The sequence below is a fragment of the Paenibacillus rhizophilus genome (genome assembly GCF_003854965.1).
Lineage (GTDB): Bacteria > Bacillota > Bacilli > Paenibacillales > Paenibacillaceae > Paenibacillus_AQ > Paenibacillus_AQ rhizophilus.
In genome coordinates, this window is the sequence record NZ_RQPI01000008.1 from 166,247 (window position 1) to 184,274 (window position 18,028).

Annotated in this window: 16 protein-coding genes; 15 read left to right on the forward strand and 1 reads right to left on the reverse strand. The window is 53.3% G+C overall.

From position 1 onward, the window contains the following. Positions 1-13: 13 nt before the first annotated feature. The 12 genes from EH198_RS15290 (at position 14) to EH198_RS15345 (ending at position 13,581) form a co-directional block, all read left to right on the forward strand. Positions 14-2,152 (forward strand): right-handed parallel beta-helix repeat-containing protein, encoded by a 2,139-nt coding sequence (locus EH198_RS15290; RefSeq protein WP_185702908.1) that lies wholly within the window; start codon positions 14-16, stop codon positions 2,150-2,152. 202 nt (positions 2,153-2,354) lie between these two features. Beyond that, entirely contained in the window at positions 2,355-3,101 is a 747-nt protein-coding gene (locus EH198_RS15295; protein WP_124696376.1) for a YveK family protein, read from the forward strand. A 10-nt stretch (positions 3,102-3,111) separates the two neighbouring features. Next, positions 3,112-3,750: a CpsD/CapB family tyrosine-protein kinase gene (locus EH198_RS15300; RefSeq protein ID WP_185702909.1), complete on the forward strand. Its 639-nt coding sequence runs from the start codon at positions 3,112-3,114 to the stop codon at positions 3,748-3,750. Positions 3,751-3,803: 53 nt separating this feature from the next. After that, positions 3,804-5,648, forward strand: coding sequence for a nucleoside-diphosphate sugar epimerase/dehydratase (locus EH198_RS15305; RefSeq protein WP_124696378.1), 1,845 nt, complete (start codon positions 3,804-3,806; stop codon positions 5,646-5,648). Positions 5,649-5,672: 24 nt separating this feature from the next. Next, positions 5,673-6,848, forward strand: coding sequence for a glycosyltransferase family 4 protein (locus EH198_RS15310; RefSeq protein WP_124696379.1), 1,176 nt, complete (start codon positions 5,673-5,675; stop codon positions 6,846-6,848). Further along, positions 6,811-7,998, forward strand: coding sequence for a glycosyltransferase family 2 protein (locus EH198_RS15315; protein WP_124696380.1), 1,188 nt, complete (start codon positions 6,811-6,813; stop codon positions 7,996-7,998). Before EH198_RS15310 ends, EH198_RS15315 begins: the two co-directional genes overlap by 38 nt. Further along, a complete protein-coding gene (locus tag EH198_RS15320; RefSeq protein ID WP_124696381.1) occupies positions 7,889-9,013 on the forward strand; it encodes a glycosyltransferase family 1 protein in 1,125 nt (374 codons plus the stop codon). The genes EH198_RS15315 and EH198_RS15320 overlap by 110 nt, the downstream gene beginning before the upstream one ends. A gap of 5 nt (positions 9,014-9,018) precedes the next feature. Next, positions 9,019-9,966 (forward strand): glycosyltransferase family A protein, encoded by a 948-nt coding sequence (locus EH198_RS15325; RefSeq protein WP_124696382.1) that lies wholly within the window; start codon positions 9,019-9,021, stop codon positions 9,964-9,966. Beyond that, a complete protein-coding gene (locus EH198_RS15330) occupies positions 9,963-11,036 on the forward strand; it encodes an EpsG family protein (protein WP_124696383.1) in 1,074 nt (357 codons plus the stop codon). The genes EH198_RS15325 and EH198_RS15330 overlap by 4 nt, the downstream gene beginning before the upstream one ends. Positions 11,037-11,048: 12 nt before the next feature. After that, positions 11,049-11,792: a glycosyltransferase family 32 protein gene (locus EH198_RS15335; protein ID WP_124696384.1), complete on the forward strand. Its 744-nt coding sequence runs from the start codon at positions 11,049-11,051 to the stop codon at positions 11,790-11,792. A 5-nt stretch (positions 11,793-11,797) separates the two neighbouring features. Further along, positions 11,798-12,412 carry a sugar transferase gene (locus EH198_RS15340; RefSeq protein WP_124696385.1) on the forward strand — a complete coding sequence of 205 codons (615 nt, stop codon included), beginning with the start codon at positions 11,798-11,800 and terminating at the stop codon, positions 12,410-12,412. Positions 12,413-12,414: 2 nt separating this feature from the next. Further along, positions 12,415-13,581 carry an aminotransferase class I/II-fold pyridoxal phosphate-dependent enzyme gene (locus EH198_RS15345; RefSeq protein WP_124696427.1) on the forward strand — a complete coding sequence of 389 codons (1,167 nt, stop codon included), beginning with the start codon at positions 12,415-12,417 and terminating at the stop codon, positions 13,579-13,581. Between the two features lie 511 nt (positions 13,582-14,092). Here EH198_RS15345 and EH198_RS15350 read toward each other — a convergent pair. After that, positions 14,093-14,752 (reverse strand): acetyltransferase, encoded by a 660-nt coding sequence (locus tag EH198_RS15350; protein WP_124696386.1) that lies wholly within the window; start codon positions 14,750-14,752, stop codon positions 14,093-14,095. 214 nt (positions 14,753-14,966) lie between these two features. Between EH198_RS15350 and EH198_RS15355 the strand changes: the two genes are divergently transcribed. The 3 genes from EH198_RS15355 to EH198_RS15365 are packed head-to-tail and all read left to right on the forward strand — an operon-like array spanning position 14,967 to position 18,025. Then, positions 14,967-16,148 carry a nucleotidyltransferase domain-containing protein gene (locus EH198_RS15355; RefSeq protein ID WP_124696387.1) on the forward strand — a complete coding sequence of 394 codons (1,182 nt, stop codon included), beginning with the start codon at positions 14,967-14,969 and terminating at the stop codon, positions 16,146-16,148. 33 nt (positions 16,149-16,181) lie between these two features. Further along, positions 16,182-16,832, forward strand: coding sequence for an acyltransferase (locus EH198_RS15360; protein WP_246014347.1), 651 nt, complete (start codon positions 16,182-16,184; stop codon positions 16,830-16,832). Continuing rightward, positions 16,829-18,025 (forward strand): glycosyltransferase, encoded by a 1,197-nt coding sequence (locus EH198_RS15365; protein ID WP_246014350.1) that lies wholly within the window; start codon positions 16,829-16,831, stop codon positions 18,023-18,025. The genes EH198_RS15360 and EH198_RS15365 overlap by 4 nt, the downstream gene beginning before the upstream one ends. Positions 18,026-18,028: the final 3 nt, after the last annotated feature.

Sequence of the window (18,028 nt, forward strand, 5' to 3'; positions counted from 1 at the left end):
AGGACGAGATCGAGTGAGCAAACCATTATGGAGGTTGATTCTGCCTTTGATCGTTTTGTTGCTTCTTTCGGGGTTGCCGCCCCAGATCTATGGTCAGGATTCACCCGAGCCGCAGCAGCCGGTGACGATTGAGTTGTCCAAGTGGAAGATTTACAATGACGGAACCCATCCGTCGGAAACGACCAAAGGCATCAACGCGGCTTTAGCCACGCTGCATAACAACGGAGTTAAAGCTGTGACACTGCCGTCCGGCACGTACCTGATTGATAAGGACAGCCGTATTAACATGGTCAGCGATATGACGTTTATTTTGCCGGATGACGCCGTGCTGCAAAAGGAAGCAAACGGAAAAGAGCGGTACGAAACGATGTTCCTTGGCTACGGGGTCGATAATGTCACCTTAAAGGGCGGAACTTATAGCGGTGATAAAGACCAGCATGATTTCTCCAAAAAGGACAGTCCGCACAGCCCGGGTACGCATGAGAACGGATACGGCATATTGATGGAGGGAGCGTCAAATGTTATGGTCGACGGCGTCAAGACCGTTAATTTTACCGGAGACGGAATGGCAATCGGCGGCGTTGGCACCTTAATCAAAGACCTGTATGAGGGAGGGTTTGTTACCGGAGCGCTCGATGCTAAAGGATATGCCGTGAAAAATAAGAACAAAATCCGCACCCAATCGCCAATCCCGCTCACCGCTCCCGTTCTTCAAACAGAAAAGATTTTTGAAATTTCAAACGTCAAAAAGCTGCCGTATACGTTTGAAGTCTATTTCTACCAAAGCGGCGGAAAGTTCATCAAGAAGATATCGGCCAAGGCCCGCGATCAAATGGCTATTCCGCCCGGAGCCGCCTATTGTCATCTTGTGCTGAATCAGGCGTCCTCCAAGGGCGGCTATCTGGAAGTATGGAACCGTGTCGTCAGCCGGAACATTACGGTCCGAAACTCGGAGTCCGCATTCAACCGCCGCCAGGGCATTACGGTCGGCGGAGCCGACAATGTTCTGATTACCGGAAATCGGCTTCATGATATCAAGGGAACGGCTCCTCAGTCCGGTATTGATGTGGAGGGCGGATACGGGGAGAACGGCAATCTGAACACCAACATCACGATTAAAAACAATGAGTTCTACAACAACGCCGCATATGACGCTATTCTTTACGACGGACGCAGCGCCTGGGTGGACGGAAATCATTTTGCTTCCAAGGGAGCCATTGGACTTGCGGTATCCCCGCCATTCAGCAACGCGTGGGTCTCAGATAATCATTTTGACGGTACACGCATCTATGCCTATCATGATGTCTATTTGCAAAATAATGCCATGAACGATTCCGTAACCTTTTTCGAAGGGCCGAATATTGTTATTGATGGAATGAAGATCACGAACGGCACACTCGCCCTAAGCGCGAAAGAGGCCTACGGAATCAAGGTATCCAATGTTGATATTGCAATTACGCAAAAAGTGGATGCGGGTCTCAGCGTCAACAATCAACCGGTGCGCCTCTCCAATGTCACGATAACCGGGGAACCCTCCCTGCGGAGTCTTTCAGGAAATGCGGTTTCCGGAAGTGTGTTCGATCATTTGAAGGTTATAGGCTACAACTCGGCTTATGGGCTGTCCCTGCCTCCGGGAACCTATAAGGACAGCCGGTTCGAGGCGGCGGAAGGCGGGAAATTCGGCACACTTTCAGCCGTTCTGACCGGAGAGTATGTGTTTGATGGCTGTACTTTTAGAGGAAATACTAACGGTGCGGGCATGCTGTACGCCGAGAACAAGCAATTAAAGCTGACCGTGAAGAACTCCGCTTTCGAGCTGCCCGGCAATATGCAGGCTATCAGTATTCAAGCGGCTCAAAGCGTCCTTGTGGAGAACAATGTTGTGGACGCGGAGCACCTGACTTCCAAAAGTACGGAGATTGTTAAAATCAACGATTATTGGAAGCGGAACGACCCGTACGATGTGGGGAGCGCCGTGATCCGGAAGAACAAGATTACTAGTAATCTGCAGGCCGTAGGGATCTCGACAGAGTATGCCGGAATACAGGCGCCTCCTTATACAATAGAAGGGAATACTCTTGTTAATGCGCAGCTCTCATTGAAAGCCAATGATAGAGTCAATAATAATATATTGCAGCAGCTTAAATATTGACCGGGCAAAGAAGCGGCTCCAGATGTCATGCAGGGATGACTGGTGGCCGCTTTTTTTTGTGCGCATGAACGAACGATTGGTGATCTTAATAACAAACGAAATCAACATAATTAAGGGGATAATAGTTGACATGTTCTATATAAAGAACTAAAATTAACGCACAACGTTCTTTATTAAGTTACTCTTTAAAGTGGGTGAAAATATGGAAGATGAGAACGCGGCATACGAAAAACAATCTCCAGCGAGAGCCCCGGTCAAGGAAATCAATCTGAAAGAATGGGCTTTAGTCATCAAAAGGAGAATATGGATTATTCTCCTGCCGACCCTCCTTTTTGCCGTGCTGGGGGGACTGTACAGTTCACAGCCGGAAGTGCCCCTGTACTCCTCTTCGGCCAGAATCATGATTCCCGCGACTACACCCGAGCAGCTCAGCACAATCAAAGTGTTCATTCGGGAACCGGTCGTTCTGGAACGAGTGATCCAGGAGACGGGAATCCCCAGATCGCCTGGAGGTTTGCGCGGTCAGATCAGCGTGGACAGTGTGGACAATTCCATCATTACGCTCATTTCGGTTGTCGACACGGACCCTGCGGTCGCGCCGCAGCTCGCCAATGCCGTCGTTCGCGTCTTTGCTGATGAAGTAAGCAAGCGTATGGGCTTTACCGGGATCAGTTTTCTTACTGAAGCGGCAGAATCGCCGAATCCCGCGCCGATTAATCCGCCGAGCGACCGTGCGCTGAAGGTAGGGTTGTTTGCCGGTCTTGTCATCGGTTTGGGTCTGGCCTTCTTGCTGGATTCGCTGGATGACACCCTGCGCTCCGAGAAAGATATTGAACGGATATTAGGCATCGATACACTGGGGCAGGTTTCCAAATTCCAGCGGAAAAACCTCTCGGGCAATTCCAGAAGAAAAAATGAGTATATACGAGGTGAAGCCATTGGCTCATAGGGAGAAAAAATTGGATTCACGGTCGGTTCACGGCTGTCTTCTCATTCATAATAATCCCGCGGCGGCTGCCTCCGAGCAGTACAGAAGGATACGGAACAACATTCGGATTGCTTCGGGGAAAAAAGAGCGGCTTTCACTGGTCATTACTTCTCCTTCGTCTGGGGAAGGGAAATCGACTTCTGCCGTGAATTTGGCGATCAGCTTCGCCCAGCGGGGAGATAAAGTGCTGCTTGTGGACGCCAATGTCAGGAACCCGATTCTGAATCAGGTGTTCGGCATCAAGCAATGGCCCGGACTCTCCGACGGATTGGCCATCGGAATTGAATTTAACGAAATCGTATATCCGACGAACATTGATGGGCTGGCCGTCATTCCTGGCGGGTCGCCTATGCCGGGAGCGGCTGATCTGCTGGACTCCCAGGCGATGAAGGAATTACTGGAGCGGGCCAAAGCCGAATATACCGTCATCCTGATCGACAGCCCGGCGGTGCTGGATACCCCGGACGCGATTGCGCTGGCGGGCCGGTGCGATGGGGTCGTACTCATTCTCCGCAGCGGAAAGACGCAGCAGAAGAATGCCTTTGAAGCGAAGCGTCTGCTGGATTTCGGGAAAGTGAAAATTTTAGGAAGCCTGCTTAACCGGAGTTAGGAAGAGGGACGATAGCCGCACTTCATTTGTTTTAGGGAAGGGGTGAGTGAACGTTGTTTTATAAGCATCGTCTATCCGTTTTAATTGTTTTGGATTCGTTTATTGTGCTGACGGCTATATTTGCAAGCAGCTTTCTGGTTAACGCTTCTCTTAATGTATTTACATATCCGGTGATTATCAGTTCGGTCACATTACTCCTCAGTCATCACATCTTCGCTTTTGTGTACCATCTCTATCGCAAAGCCTGGAAGTATGCGGGCGTTGAAGAAAGCCTCCTCATTGCGAAAGTGGTGTCTTTCTCCATGCTGGCGGCGGCCACCGTGCAATTCGTCTTCTCGTTTGACGTTCAATACCGGCTGCTGCTGGTAACCTGGCTGCTTCATATGATGCTGATCGGCGGGTCGCGTTTTTGCTGGAGGGTACTCAGGACCGCTCATGCGAAGCAGGAGACGAGCAGCGCGACGGACGGCGCCAAACGGACGCTGATCATCGGCGCGGGCTCGGCCGGAACAATGGTTGCAAGGCAGCTGCTGTCCGGATCAGACAAGGAACTGAAGCCGGTCGCTTTTGTCGACGATCATTTGAGCAAGCTTGGTCTTGATATTATGGGGATTCCCGTTGCCGGCAGAATCAAAGATATTGAATATCTGGCCGGGCGGTATAAGGTTGACCATATTGTCATCGCCATTCCTTCACTGCCCAAAGACCGGCTAAAGGCAATCTGCGAAGAATGCGCCAAGACCTCAGCCAAGACCCAGACGATTCCAATGCTTGAGGACATAGCGAGCGGCAAAGTGGCGGTCAGCCAATTCCGGGACGTTCAGGTTGAGGATCTGCTTGGCAGAGAACCGGTGCGGCTTGATCTTGACAGCATTTCGGGATATGTAACGGGCAAGGTCGTTCTCGTCACGGGAGCGGGCGGCTCCATCGGCTCGGAGGTATGCAGGCAAATCTCCAGATTCCGGCCCAAAAAGCTGGTGCTGCTCGGTCATGGAGAGAACAGCATCTATACGATTGAAATCGAGCTTAAAGCGATGTTCCGGGACTCGGGCATTCAATTCTATACCGAGATCGCGGATTTGCAGGATGAGAGCAAAATTATCAGCTTGATGAAATTTCATCATCCGGATGTTGTCTATCACGCCGCTGCCCACAAGCATGTGCCGCTGATGCAGCGCAATCCCGAGGAAGCGGTCAAGAATAACATTATCGGCACGATGAATGTCGCGCAGGCCGCAAGCCTGTCGGGAGTGGGAACGTTTGTCATGATCTCGACGGACAAAGCGGTAAATCCGACCAGCGTCATGGGTTCGACCAAACGGATCGCCGAAATGATCATTCAGCATATGGACCGGTTCAGCGCAACCCAATTTGTCGCCGTCCGCTTCGGCAATGTGCTGGGCAGCCGCGGCAGCGTGATCCCGCTGTTCCGGAACCAAATTGAACAGGGCGGACCGGTGACCGTTACTCATCCCGATATGGTCCGGTATTTCATGACGATTCCCGAAGCGTCGCGGCTAGTCATTCAGGCGGGTGCTCTGGCGCGCGGGGGAGAAATTTTCGTGCTGGATATGGGCGATCCGGTCAAAATTGTCGATTTGGCCAAAAATCTGATCCGTATGTCGGGATACTCCATCGAGGAGATCGGCATTGAGTTCACCGGCATGAGACCGGGAGAGAAGCTGTATGAAGAGCTGCTGAGGGATACGGAAGTTCATGATGGGCAGGTCTATCCCAAGATTTACGTCGGCAAGTCATACGAGGTGAACTTTGAATCCATCAATCACCTGCTCAAGGTCTATGATTCGCTGTCCATCGAAGAACTGAGAAGCCTGCTGCTAGATATTGCCAACAACCGGATTGAAAAGGTGCCTCTTATGAAAGCAACGGTCGTCTAGACGCCAAGGAAAGGAAGGCCGCCCATGTCCCGAAAAGTGTTGTTTTGCGCAACCGTCGACTTTCATTTCAGAGCCTTTCATCTGCCTGTACTGGAATGGTTTAAAGAGCGAGGCTGGGAAGTTCATATCGCGGCACGCGGAGAACTCGATCTGCCTTCTGTCGACAGGAAATTCAATATCTCCATTGAACGGTCGCCGCTGCGCAGCGGGAATTGGGCGGCTTACCGACAGCTGAAGGATATTATGAAGCGCAACGACTATGACATTATTCATGCGCATACGCCGATGGGCGGTGTTCTTGCCCGGCTGGCCGCGGCCGGCTCACGCAAGAAGGGAACCCGGATGCTGTACACTGCCCACGGTTTTCATTTCTGCCAAGGCTCTTCGCTTGCGAGCTGGCTGCTCTATTATCCCATCGAGAAAGGTCTTTCACGGCTGACGGATTGTTTGATTACCATCAACGATGAAGATTACCGTCTGGCCGTCAATCGGGGGTTTAAAGCCGGGCAGATTGAACATGTGCACGGCGTGGGCGTGGATACGGACAAATTCAAGCCTGCTGGGCCCGCTGAAAAAGCACGGCTACGGCAGCAGTCTATATACGGAACGGAGGAGGTGCTGATGTTCTATGCCGGGGAGTTCAACGGCAACAAGAATCATCAGCTGCTCATCCGCGCTTTGGCCCGGATCAAAGATCAAGGAGCCGGAATCAAGCTGCTGCTCGCGGGGGACGGTCCGCTTCAGGAGCAGTGCCGCCTGCTGGCATCGGAGCTTGGGGTCGCGGGCCAGGTGGATTTTCTCGGCTACCGGAAAGATATTGACCGGCTGCTGCCCTTGTGCGACGCGGCGGTTTCGTCAAGCCTGCGGGAGGGGCTGCCGGTCAATATTATGGAGGCGATGGCCTGCGGCCTTCCCGTTATCGCCACAAGAAACCGGGGGCATGCGGAGCTTGTGAAGCCCGGGGAAAATGGATATCTTGTTGAACCCGGAACCGGGCAAGAAGAGCGGATGGCCGGATATATGCTTGAGCTTAGCCGGTCCTCCGAACTGCGGAGCAAGATGGGGAAGAAGAGTTTGGAGCTTGTCCAAACGTATAATTTGACGTCGGTCGTCAAGGAGCTTGGCTCCATCTACATAGGGCATATGCGGGAGGAGGAGAGCTATGAAGCCGGAAATCAGCATTATCATGCCCATATATAATATGGAAGCCTATTTGCAGCGTTCTCTGGACAGCCTGTTGAACCAAACCTTCGGCAATCTGGAGATTATCGCGGTTAATGACGGATCGACGGACGGTAGCCTCTCCATCCTCCGGCAATATGCCGGCCGGGACGACCGCATCATCCCGATCAACCGGAACAACGGCGGCGTATCTTCTGCCCGTAATGAAGGCATCAGAAACGCAAGAGGAAGGTACATCGCCTTTGTCGATCCGGATGATTGGGTGAAGCGCGATATGTTCATGGAGATGCGCGAAGCGGCGGAGCGGGAAGAGGCGGATATCGTCATGTGCACGTATATGCGCGAATTCGGCACGCACGCGAAAGAGAAAGTCTTCCCGCTTCCAGACATGAAAATATACCGTCACCAAGAGGTGCAGGACCGGATTACAAGACGGCTGTTTGGTCCGCTGAGAGAGGAATTGGCGGAGCCCGATTATCTGGACGCCTGGGGGACCGTGTGGGGCAAGCTGTACCGGGCGGATTTAATCAAGAGGGCGGCAGCCTCTTTTATCGACCTGGAAACGATCGGAACCAACGAGGATTCGCTCTTCAACATCCATGTATGCCACCATGCCCGTTCCTTCGTCTTTCTGGGCCGCCCGTTCTATCATTACTGGAAGGCCAACACTTCATCTATCACCTCACGCCACAATCCCTTGTTGGAGAGCAAATTCAATAATCTGTACGGCCACATGAAATCTTATATCCGGGAGCGCGGGCTGCCCGAGGAATATACGGCGGCGCTGCATAACCGGATTTGCGTCAATACCTTGGGGCTCGGACTCAATATCATAAGCGAGGATTATAAGGCGTCGGCATTCACCAAAATCAAGGAGATCCGAGCGCTTGTTGTAAGGCCCGAGGTGGCATCCTGTTTCGCCGGATTTGAACTGCAATACTGCACCGGGGCCTGGAAGATATTCTTCCTGCTGGGCAAATGGAAAATGGCTGCAGGGATGTATTTCATGCTGAACGTAATCAACCGATTGCGAATGAGGAAGACGGGAGGTGTGGACAATGGAGCCCGTTCGAATTCTGCAGGTCGTCACCGTCATGAACAGGGGCGGACTGGAAACGATGCTCATGAACTATTATCGCCAGATGGACCGCGCCGACATTCAGTTTGATTTTATGGTGCACAGGCCGGAAAGGGGACACTATGACGATGAAATCGAGTCGATGGGCGGTGTCATCTATCGAATGCCGCCAATCAAACCGGGGAATTACCGGCTGTATTTCAATAAACTGACGGAGTTCTTTCATGCGCATCGCGAATACAGGGTGGTCCATTCCCATATCAACGAGAACAGCAGCTTTGTTCTTAGGGAGGCCAAAAGAGCCGGTATTCCGTGCCGGATTGCGCACAGCCACCTCAGCGATCTAAGGCTGGACCTGAAATTTCCTTTCCGCGTATACGCCAAATATGTGATGAAGGATAATCCCAACCGGTATTTTGCCTGCTCGAAGAACGCGGGACGCTGGCTGTTCGGCAGAGAGATTGAGGAACGGAACTCTCTCGTTGTGATGAATAACGCGGTCAACCTTCGGGAGTTTGCCTTTGACCCCGCCGTACGCGAGAAGGTCAGGAGCGAGTTTCAGGCGGGCGAACGTTTGGTTATCGGCCATGTCGGCCGGTTCAACGAGCAGAAGAACCACTCGTTCCTGATTGACATCTTTTACAACGTTTACCAGAGGAACCGCAATGTGCTCCTGGTTCTGGTCGGAGAGGGATATCTGGAGCCGGCGATCAGGCAAAAAGTCGAACAGCTCGGATTAAAGGATCATGTCGCCTTTCTGGGTGTCCGTTCCGATATCCCGCGGCTGATGCAGGGCATGGACTTGTTCCTGTTCCCGTCCTTGTTCGAAGGGCTGCCTGTCGTTCTGGTGGAAGCGCAGGCGGCGGGACTAAGATGCATGGCTTCAAGCTCGATCACCCCGGAGTCGGATTTAACGGGCAGGGTGCGGTTCATCGGTCTTCAGGAGCCGGCCGACCTTTGGGCGCGGGAGATTCTGGACAGTTCCTGTGAGCGTGCGGATACATCGGAGCAGCTGCGCGAAAGCGGATATGACTCCGCGAAGACCGCAGAGTGGCTGGCCTCTTTTTACCATACGGAATGTCAGCCGATTCTTAATCAGAGGTGAGCAAAATGGCCCCAACGCTTACGGTCTTTACCCCGACCTACAATAGAGCGCATACGCTGCATTTATGCTATCAGAGCCTGATCAGGCAGTCCTGCGGCGATTTTGTCTGGCTGATTATCGACGACGGCTCGACGGACCAGACCCGGGAACTGGTGGAGGGCTGGATACGCGAGGGCAGGGTGCCCATCCGTTACCACTACCAGGACAATCAGGGAATGCATGGCGCGCATAACGCCGCCTATGAACGGATCGATACGGAGCTTAACGTTTGTATCGACTCCGACGATTATTTGGCCGATGACGCCGTGGACAAAATCATTTCCTTCTGGAGGAAGCATGGAAGCGGGGAATATGCCGGCATCGTGGGCCTTGACGCCTCGCCTGACGGAGAGGTTATCGGAACGAAAATGCCGGAGAAGCTGAAGGCGTCGACCCTGAGCGGCCTGTATGCCAAGTGGAAGGTCAAGGGCGACAAGAAGCTGGTATATCGCACGCGGGTGACAAGCGGCGTTCCGCCATACCCGATTTATCAGGGCGAGCGGTATGTTCCGCTCTCGTATAAATACTTGCTGATCGATCAGCAGCTTCCGCTGCTGGTTATGAACGAGGTGCTGTGCCATGTGGAATACCGAACCGACGGCTCGAGCCTGAACATGCTTAACCAATACCGCAGAAACCCGCAGGGCTTCGCTTTTTTTCGGAAAGTGGCGATGCAGTATGCGCCGTCGTTTAAAGAACGGTTCCGCGAAGCCGTTCATTATGTGTCCAGCAGCCTGATCATGGGGAACCGCCAGTTTGTTGCGGAGTCGCCCCGCAAGGGGATGACGCTGCTGGCGTCTCCGCTCGGAATCTTGCTGTACTTGTACATCCGGCGGACGCAGCGTTCCGCGCCGGTCTCCGCGCCGGAAACGCCGAATCCGGCCAGGCTGGTGCAGGAGAGTGACGCGCAATGACCGTGTTATGGATTCACTTGGCATTTGCTTATCTGTTCTCGCTATCGGCCAGGTATTTCTCCACCCCGGTTGCGGCGCTTCCTGTAAACGTCAGACCGAATCGTCTTCTGTTCTTCCTGACAGCGTTATGGTTCTGCCTCATTTCCGGGCTGAGAAAAAATATCGGAGACACGGAAACGTATATCCACACCTTTCGCACAGCTGATTTCACCTGGGAGTATATTTGGAAGACCGGCGATATAGGGTTCAATATTTTTCAAAAGATCTTGAAGATGTATACAGGCAACCCGCAGTATATGATTCTGATTACGGCGTTTGTCACCAACATGCTCATTATTATGGTGCTGTATAAATATGCCCGGCTGTTCGAGCTTGGCGTATTTATCTATATCACTTCCGGCTCGTTTATTGTCTCGATGAACGGAATTCGGCAGTTTCTGGCGGCTTCGATCGTTTTCGCCGCGACGAAATATCTTTTTGAAGGCAACTGGAAGAGGTATATCCCGGTAGTGCTGTTCGCCTCTTTGTTTCATCAAAGCGCCCTGGTCCTTATTCCAATCTATTTCATCGTCCGCAGAAAGGCCTGGACCGTATCGACCCTGCTGCTGCTGGGAGTCGCGGTTATCATCGTCTTCGGCTTCAACCAATTTTCGGAGCTGTTGTTCTCGGCGATCAAGGATACGAACTATGGCAAGTATGAGACGTTCTCGGAGGGGGGCGCCAATATGCTGCGGGTGGCCTTTTACGGATTCCCGCTGGCTGTCGCTTATCTCGGCAGGCAGAAGCTGAGCGCAATCTTCTCCGATATCGATGTGATCGTGAATATGGCTTTGATCGGCTTTGTATTGATGCTCGTTTCTACCCAGAACTGGATTTTTGCAAGACTGGCGATCTATTTCAACCTTTATCAGATTTTGCTTGTGGCGTGGATTGTGAAAGCGTTCCGGAAGAAGGATCAGAAGCTGGTCTACATGATTGTGCTGGGTGTGTACCTTGTCTATTTCTTTTATGAAAATGTGCTCACTCTCGGCATCGAATATCGAAGCAATTTCATTACTTGGTTCAATTAAGGAGGCAGCCGGATGAATTCTTCGGAGAGGATCCCCAGGGTTGTCCATTATTGCTGGTTTGGCCGCGGCGAGAAGCCGGGAAAGCTGCAGAAGTGCATCAAAAGCTGGCATAAGCACCTGCCTGAATTTCAATTCGTGGAATGGAACGAGGACAACTTCGATGTGACGGTTAACCGGTATGTACAGGAAGCCTACGAACAGCGGAAATATGCTTTTGTCAGTGACTATGCCCGGCTGCACGCCTTATATAGTCAGGGCGGAATCTACATGGACACGGATGTTGAGGTCATCAGACCGCTGGACCGTTTTCTGGAGCTGGAGGCTTTTTCCGGATTCGAGGATGGGCATTTTCTGCAATCCGGCACGATGGGGGCGGTCGCCGGTCACCCCTGGATCAAGGAACTTCTGGATTATTACGAAAACCGGAGCTTTCTTCTGCCGGACGGCTCGCCCGATACGACAACGAACACCGCGGTGATCAGCGAGATATGTATGCGGCACGGTCTGGAGCTTAACGGGCAGTATCAGGTGACGGAGAACGGCGTAAGCTTTTTTCCCCGGACTTACTTCAGCCCTTACGACTACATAAACGGCGGTAGCTATCTGACCGGGGAGAGCTATACGATTCATCATTTCGCGCAGTCCTGGCTGCCGCTTCACGTCAGGATCAGGAGCGGCGTGAAGCGGACGGTCAGCCGTGTGGTGGGTCCAAATAATATTGCGAGAATGCGAAAGCTATTCTCCCAGGGGTCGTGAATATCATGAAAAGATGGTTTGATCTAGCCGTGTCGCTGCCGGTATTGCTCCTGTTCTCTCCCGTTATCGCGGCGACGGCGCTGCTGGTCCGTCTGAAGCTTGGCTCGCCGGTTCTGTTCAAACAGCAGAGGCCCGGGCTGCATGGCCATCCGTTCGATGTCTATAAATTCAGGACGATGACGGATGAGCGGGATAATTCGGGACAGCTTTTGTCCGACCATATCCGCCTTACGCCGTTCGGACAGTTTCTCCGGAAATACAGCCTTGACGAGCTTCCCCAGTTGTGGAATGTGGTCAAAGGAGATATAAGCCTGGTCGGCCCGAGGCCGCTGCTTATGGACTATCTGCCGCTGTATACGGAAGAGCAGGGCAGACGTCATCTGGTCAAACCGGGGATAACCGGCTGGGCCCAGGTGAACGGACGCAACGCGATTTCCTGGGAAGAGAAATTCAAGCTGGATACATGGTATGTCGATCACTGGAGCTTCGCTCTGGATCTGAAAATTTTGGTGTTGACCTTGCTCAAAGTAGTCAAATCGGAAGGCATCAGCAGCGGAAATCACGTGACCATGCCTGTATTTCAGGGAGGCGTGAACAAAGAAGAAGGAGGTCGAGGTTGATGATGATGGCAAAAGAACGGATATTTCTGTCCCCGCCCCATATGAGCGGCCGGGAGCAATTTTATATCGATGAAGCGTTCGAGACGAACTGGATTGCCCCGCTCGGGCCCAATGTCGACGCCTTTGAAAGGGAGATTGCCGAATATACCGGCGCCCTCGGAGCGGCTGCGCTGAGCTCGGGTACGGCCGCCATTCATATCGCGCTCTCCCTGCTTAATATCGGACCCGGGGACCGGGTGTTCTGCTCAAGCTTTACTTTCATAGCGAGCGCCAATCCCGTGCGTTATGTCGGGGCCGAGCCGGTCTTCATCGATTCCGAGCCGCAGACCTGGAACATGTCGCCCGAAGCGCTGGAAAGGGCCTTTGAGGACGCCGATCGGGAGGGCCGTTTGCCCAAGGCGGTCATCGTTGTTCATTTGTACGGGCAGAGCGCCAAGATGAACGAAATCCTGGCCGTATGCAACCGGTATGAGGTGCCGGTGATCGAGGATGCCGCGGAATCGCTGGGCTCCACCTATGAAGGCAAGGCGAGCGGCACGCTCGGCAAGTTCGGCATATACTCGTTCAACGGCAATAAAATCATTACGACTTCCGGCGGAGGCATGATCGTTTCCGATGACGAAGAAGCGTTAAGCAGAGCACGCTTCCTGGCTACACAGGCGAGAGACCAGGCGCCGCATTACCAGCACAGCGTCACGGGATATAATTACAGGCTCAGCAATCTTCTCGCGGGAGTGGGCCGGGCCCAGCTTCAGGTTCTGGAAGAGCGGATGAAGGCCAGAAGAACGATATTCGAGAACTACCGGGCGGCTTTCGGTGAACTGAAGGGCATCGAGTTCATGCCGGAACTGCCGAATACGCGTTCCAACCGGTGGCTGACCGCCCTTACCATTGACGAAGAGGAAGCCGCGGTCAAAATAAGCGATTTGCTTCAAGCGCTTGCCGCCGATAATATCGAAGCCAGACCGTTGTGGAAGCCGCTCCATCTTCAGCCGGTGTTCGAAGGCTCGCGCTTTTATCCGCACAGCGAGACGTTAAGCGTATCCGAGCGGCTGTTCCAGTCCGGAATTTGTCTTCCTTCCGGCTCGAGCTTAAGCCTGGATCAGCAGCAGCGGGTGATTGACTGCATTCGGCGCTCGCTGGGGAAGGTGGCGAACCCTGCCCGTTAGGCGCCCGGACTTCCGGCCGGTTCCCGCTGTTCGCGAATCCGGAACCGGCTGAATCGGGAACTTGCATGGATTACCGCCGTGACCGGAGCATTTGGCCAACATGTGGTTCGGCACGAGCTGCAGTGAGGCGATGAACCAAACGAACCCAACGAACCAAACGAACCCAAACGAACCAAATAATTCAAAAACCTGAAATTGTACATCTTTTGTCGGACTTGGAGCTTTCACTGGATGGGATGCCTACAAAAATACAGTTATTTCCGGTTCAACTCTCCAATTCAGCCGGAAAATCCTGAAATTCCTGCGCCATAGCCGGTTTTTCCCGCTAACTCTCGTTTCTGCTCGAAAAAACCTGCACTTTCGCCGTTTTGCAACAGGAGACCTAAACTAATCCGTAACCAACGGGATCCTTGCGGTGGGGCCCCCAACGGGAACTTGAGGCTCGGCCGCCCCGCGCAACCCCGCCGCTCCGCGCATCCCCGCCGCTCCGCGCATCCCCGCCGCTACAAATCTACAAATACCGCTCGCCCGCGGCGCGCGATCTTGCGACGGCGGCAGGCGTTCCGTAGGCCACGGCGTACCCGCCGATATCGTTAAGCACGGTGGCCCCCGCCCCAATTACGGTATGCTCTCCCACGCGAACGGAGTGAATGACGTTCGCCCCCAGAGAGAGAACGCTGTATTCGCCGATCGTCACGTTCCCGCCCGTCGTGGCGCCCGGAGCCAGGGTGGCATAATCCCCGACCTGGCTGTCATGATCGACCGATGCCTTCGGATACAGCACGCAGTGTTCGCCGATGACCGTGTCGCTGTTAACGACAGCCCCCGCCATCACAACGGTGCCTTGTCCCAGTACGGCTCCCCTGGCGATCCAGGCACCCGGATGGACAGCCGTAACGAAGGGGAAATCCGGGCAGAGGGAAGAGATGCGGTCGACGATGCCTGCCCGGCCCCAGTTATCTCCGATGGCGACGATGCAGCCGTCTATTTCCTCCCGGTGCTCCAAAAGATATTGTTCGTTTCCGAGAATCCGGTATCCATAAACTTCGGAGCCGGCGGCCTTGTAGCTGTCGAGCAGCCCGGCGATCCGGTACTGTCCTTCCCGCTCAATGGCATCAATAACCGCTTTGGCATGCCCTCCCGCTCCGAATACGACGATGTTTTTCTTCAAACCTCAGTCCCCCTTTCTGTTTTCAATATAGCATACCGCCAACGATCCCGGATCAATTTATAGTTTTTGCAACTTAACAATTGACAACTTTCAGGCAGGAGTGTTACGCTTTACTTGTGTTCGTTAAATAGAACAAAAACGATGATTTTTGTTCGCTGTGTTCTCGTTCGTAATGTTCTCGTTCGCTATGCTCTCGATAGTAAGGAGATATCCCATGGGAAATCTATTTGCGCTGAAGACGGAAGTTCTGTCAACCGAAATGCGACTTCTGCTGGCGCTTCTCGCGGCGGAGAAGACCTGGGACTTGCCGGACCGCTTCCCGGACCTGTTCCGCACGGCGGATTGGGAGGAGTTTGTAAAGCTCGCGCTGCATCACCGCGTATATCCCAATCTCTATCCCAAGATGAAAAATCTGGAGGAGGATGCAGTGCCCGCCGAAGTGATCGGCTGCCTGTATGCGCACTACAGCCGAAACACGTTTCAGATGCTTCATTTAAGCGCTGAAATGGAATTTCTCGACGGAGAGCTGGCCCGGAGAAATATCCGCGCACTCTTTCTGAAGGGGCCTGTTATTGCCAAGGATCTGTATGGGGATATCTCCCTGCGGACCTCCTGCGATCTGGATCTCCTGATCCCGATGTCTGAACTGTCCGGTGCGGAAACGATGCTGTCCAGTCTGGGGTATATCAAGGACGATTATATCCATACCGTTCTGAACGATTGGAAGTGGCGGCATCACCACACGACCTTCACCCATCCGAAAAAGGGCGTCAAGGTGGAGCTTCATTGGAGGCTGAATCCGGCTCCTTCCGGAGAACCCGATTTCGAGGAGCTGTGGGGACGAAGACGCCTAAGCAAGCTGACCAGCCGGCCGGTTGCCTATTTGGGGAAGGAAGACCTGTTCCTGTTTCTGGTTTCCCACGGGGCTCGGCACGGATGGTCGAGACTGCGGTGGCTGCTGGATATTAAACAGCTGCTGCTTCAGCGGCCGGATGCCGGCAAGCTGACCGCTCTGCTTCGCAAGTACCGCTATTACCACGTCGGCGGACAGGCGCTGACCTTGGCCCGGGGATTGCTGGACGCCGAGATCGCAGGTGACCTTGGGCGCATGGAGCGCGCTCCGAAATCGCGGGCGATGGCGCAGGCGGCGATGTTCTATCTGGAACGGATGGTTAATCTGCATTCTCTCCCCGTTCCCGAGGATGTGGCCTCCTATCACAAGCGGCATCAATTCGCGTTGTTTGCGCCGGTTCAGAAGCTCGTGTTCATCCTGAGCTTTCTCTTTCCCTACCCGGAGGATGCGGAGACGCTGCCGCTGCCCAAACCGCTGCATTTCTTGTATGTTCCGCTTCGGCCCTTTTTATGGGCCTGGAGGAAGAGCAAACGCTTTACCTGATTCAGCTTCGACACTTACCGAAGGGGGATGAGCATGGGGATGATTGGAAAAGTGCTGAAGACGGTCTACAGGCAGTACCGCGAACGGGGCTTGTTAAGTACGCTGGCCATGAACCTGTCTCATTTCATCGGATTTGTGCGGGGGCTGTTCTATAAGCTGATCTATTTCGGCAGCATTTCATATGCCCCGTTCTCCATGCAGGGCAACAGCACGATCGAGATCTTCAACAGGAAATCCAGACTGAAGCTCGGCAGCTTCGTATTTATCCGCAAGAATGTCAGCATCCGTCTGGATCACGGCGGCGAGCTGAGCCTGGGGGATAAAACGTTCATCAACGATAACTGTACGATCAACTGCGTTCACCGCATCACGATCGGCGATTATGTAAAAATCGCCCCGAATGTCTGCATCAACGATCATGACCATAATTATAAGCCGGATTCGGAAAGCCATCTGCTTCAGGATGAGGTCATTATCGGCAGCCATGTATGGATCGGGGCGAATACGGTGATTTTGCGGGGAACCGTGATTGGCGACCATTCGGTGGTTGCGGCCGGGAGCGTGGTCAAAGGGACAGTGCCGCCGTACACCTTGTTCCTTAACAAGCGGGAGAACAGCTATAAAGAAATTGCAGGGGCGAACGTATTCGCTATGGCGCCTGCCGTATCGGGGGGACAGCCTTGAAGAAGAACATCCTCATATCCGTGTACGATCTGGAAATCGGCGGAATCGAACGAAGTCTGATCAATATGCTGGAAGCTTTCGATTACGAGCGTTACGAGGTCGATCTGCTCGTCTTCCGTCACCAGGGAGACTTTATGGCGATGATCCCCCGGGCTGTAAATCTGCTGCCTGAAATGAAGCCGTATACGGCACTCCGAAAGTCGCTCCGGCAGTGTCTTGCGGACGGAAGCTATATCGCCGCGGGAGTGCGGCTGATCTCGAAGGCCCTGGCCCGCACCCGGGCTATGCGAAGAAGGCTGAACGAAGGTCCCGGCTATATCCAGATGCAGTGGGAGGCCAGGCTGTCTTCGTATTATTTTCCCAACTTACGGAAAACGTATGATCTGGTCATCAGCAACGGCTGGCCGCATGACATCGCCCTCAAAAAGGTAAAAGCGCGCAAAAAGCTCGCCTGGATTCATACGGATTACAGCAAGCTGGAAATCGACAACAGGATGGATCTCAAGGTGTGGCGGGAGTTCGATTACATCGCTTCCATCTCAAACGACTGTACCGCCTCTTTTATAAGTACATATCCTGAGCTCCGCCCCAAAATTGTCCAGATCGAAAATATTATCTCGCCCGAATTCATCAGGAAGATGTCCGCTGCGGAAGATGCGCCCGAGGTTACGAACACGTTTAACGTAATGTCTGTCGGCCGGCTATCCTATGTCAAGGGTTACGACATGGCCGTTCAGGCTTTGAAGACGCTGCACGACCGCGGGATGACCGACATCCGGTGGTATGTGATCGGATATGGAGGCTATGAGCAGGAGCTGAAGGAGCAGATCGCCCGAAACGAACTGGAGGAGAACTTCATCCTTTTGGGCAAAAAATTAAATCCCTATCCCTATATCAAAAGATGCGACGTGTACGTCCAGCCATCCCGCTATGAAGGGAAAGCCATAACGATTACGGAAGCGCAGATTCTGGGCAAGCCCGTCATCATCACGAATTACCCCACGGCGCCAAGCCAGGTGACGGACGGAGTGGACGGAAGAATCTGCGAGCTCAGTCCGGACGGGATTGCGGAAGCCGTTCAAAGCCTGTACCAAAGCCGCGAGACGAGAAACGTCCTCATTCATAATCTTAAAGATAAAAACTACAGCAACAGCTATGAATTGAACAAACTTTATGAGCTGATCCCTTCCTAAATT

What these genes read in the sequence shown, in the direction of transcription:
- EH198_RS15295 (WP_124696376.1), top strand. Translation starts at nt 2,355, where the DNA reads ATGGAAGATGAGAACGCGGCATACGAAAAACAATCTCCAGCGAGAGCC.
- EH198_RS15310 (WP_124696379.1), top strand. Translation starts at nt 5,673, where the DNA reads ATGTCCCGAAAAGTGTTGTTTTGCGCAACCGTCGACTTTCATTTCAGA.
- EH198_RS15315 (WP_124696380.1), top strand. Translation starts at nt 6,811, where the DNA reads ATGAAGCCGGAAATCAGCATTATCATGCCCATATATAATATGGAAGCC.
- EH198_RS15320 (WP_124696381.1), top strand. Translation starts at nt 7,889, where the DNA reads ATGGAGCCCGTTCGAATTCTGCAGGTCGTCACCGTCATGAACAGGGGC.
- EH198_RS15325 (WP_124696382.1), top strand. Translation starts at nt 9,019, where the DNA reads ATGGCCCCAACGCTTACGGTCTTTACCCCGACCTACAATAGAGCGCAT.
- EH198_RS15330 (WP_124696383.1), top strand. Translation starts at nt 9,963, where the DNA reads ATGACCGTGTTATGGATTCACTTGGCATTTGCTTATCTGTTCTCGCTA.
- EH198_RS15335 (WP_124696384.1), top strand. Translation starts at nt 11,049, where the DNA reads ATGAATTCTTCGGAGAGGATCCCCAGGGTTGTCCATTATTGCTGGTTT.
- EH198_RS15340 (WP_124696385.1), top strand. Translation starts at nt 11,798, where the DNA reads ATGAAAAGATGGTTTGATCTAGCCGTGTCGCTGCCGGTATTGCTCCTG.
- EH198_RS15345 (WP_124696427.1), top strand. Translation starts at nt 12,415, where the DNA reads ATGATGGCAAAAGAACGGATATTTCTGTCCCCGCCCCATATGAGCGGC.
- EH198_RS15355 (WP_124696387.1), top strand. Translation starts at nt 14,967, where the DNA reads ATGGGAAATCTATTTGCGCTGAAGACGGAAGTTCTGTCAACCGAAATG.
- EH198_RS15360 (WP_246014347.1), top strand. Translation starts at nt 16,182, where the DNA reads ATGGGGATGATTGGAAAAGTGCTGAAGACGGTCTACAGGCAGTACCGC.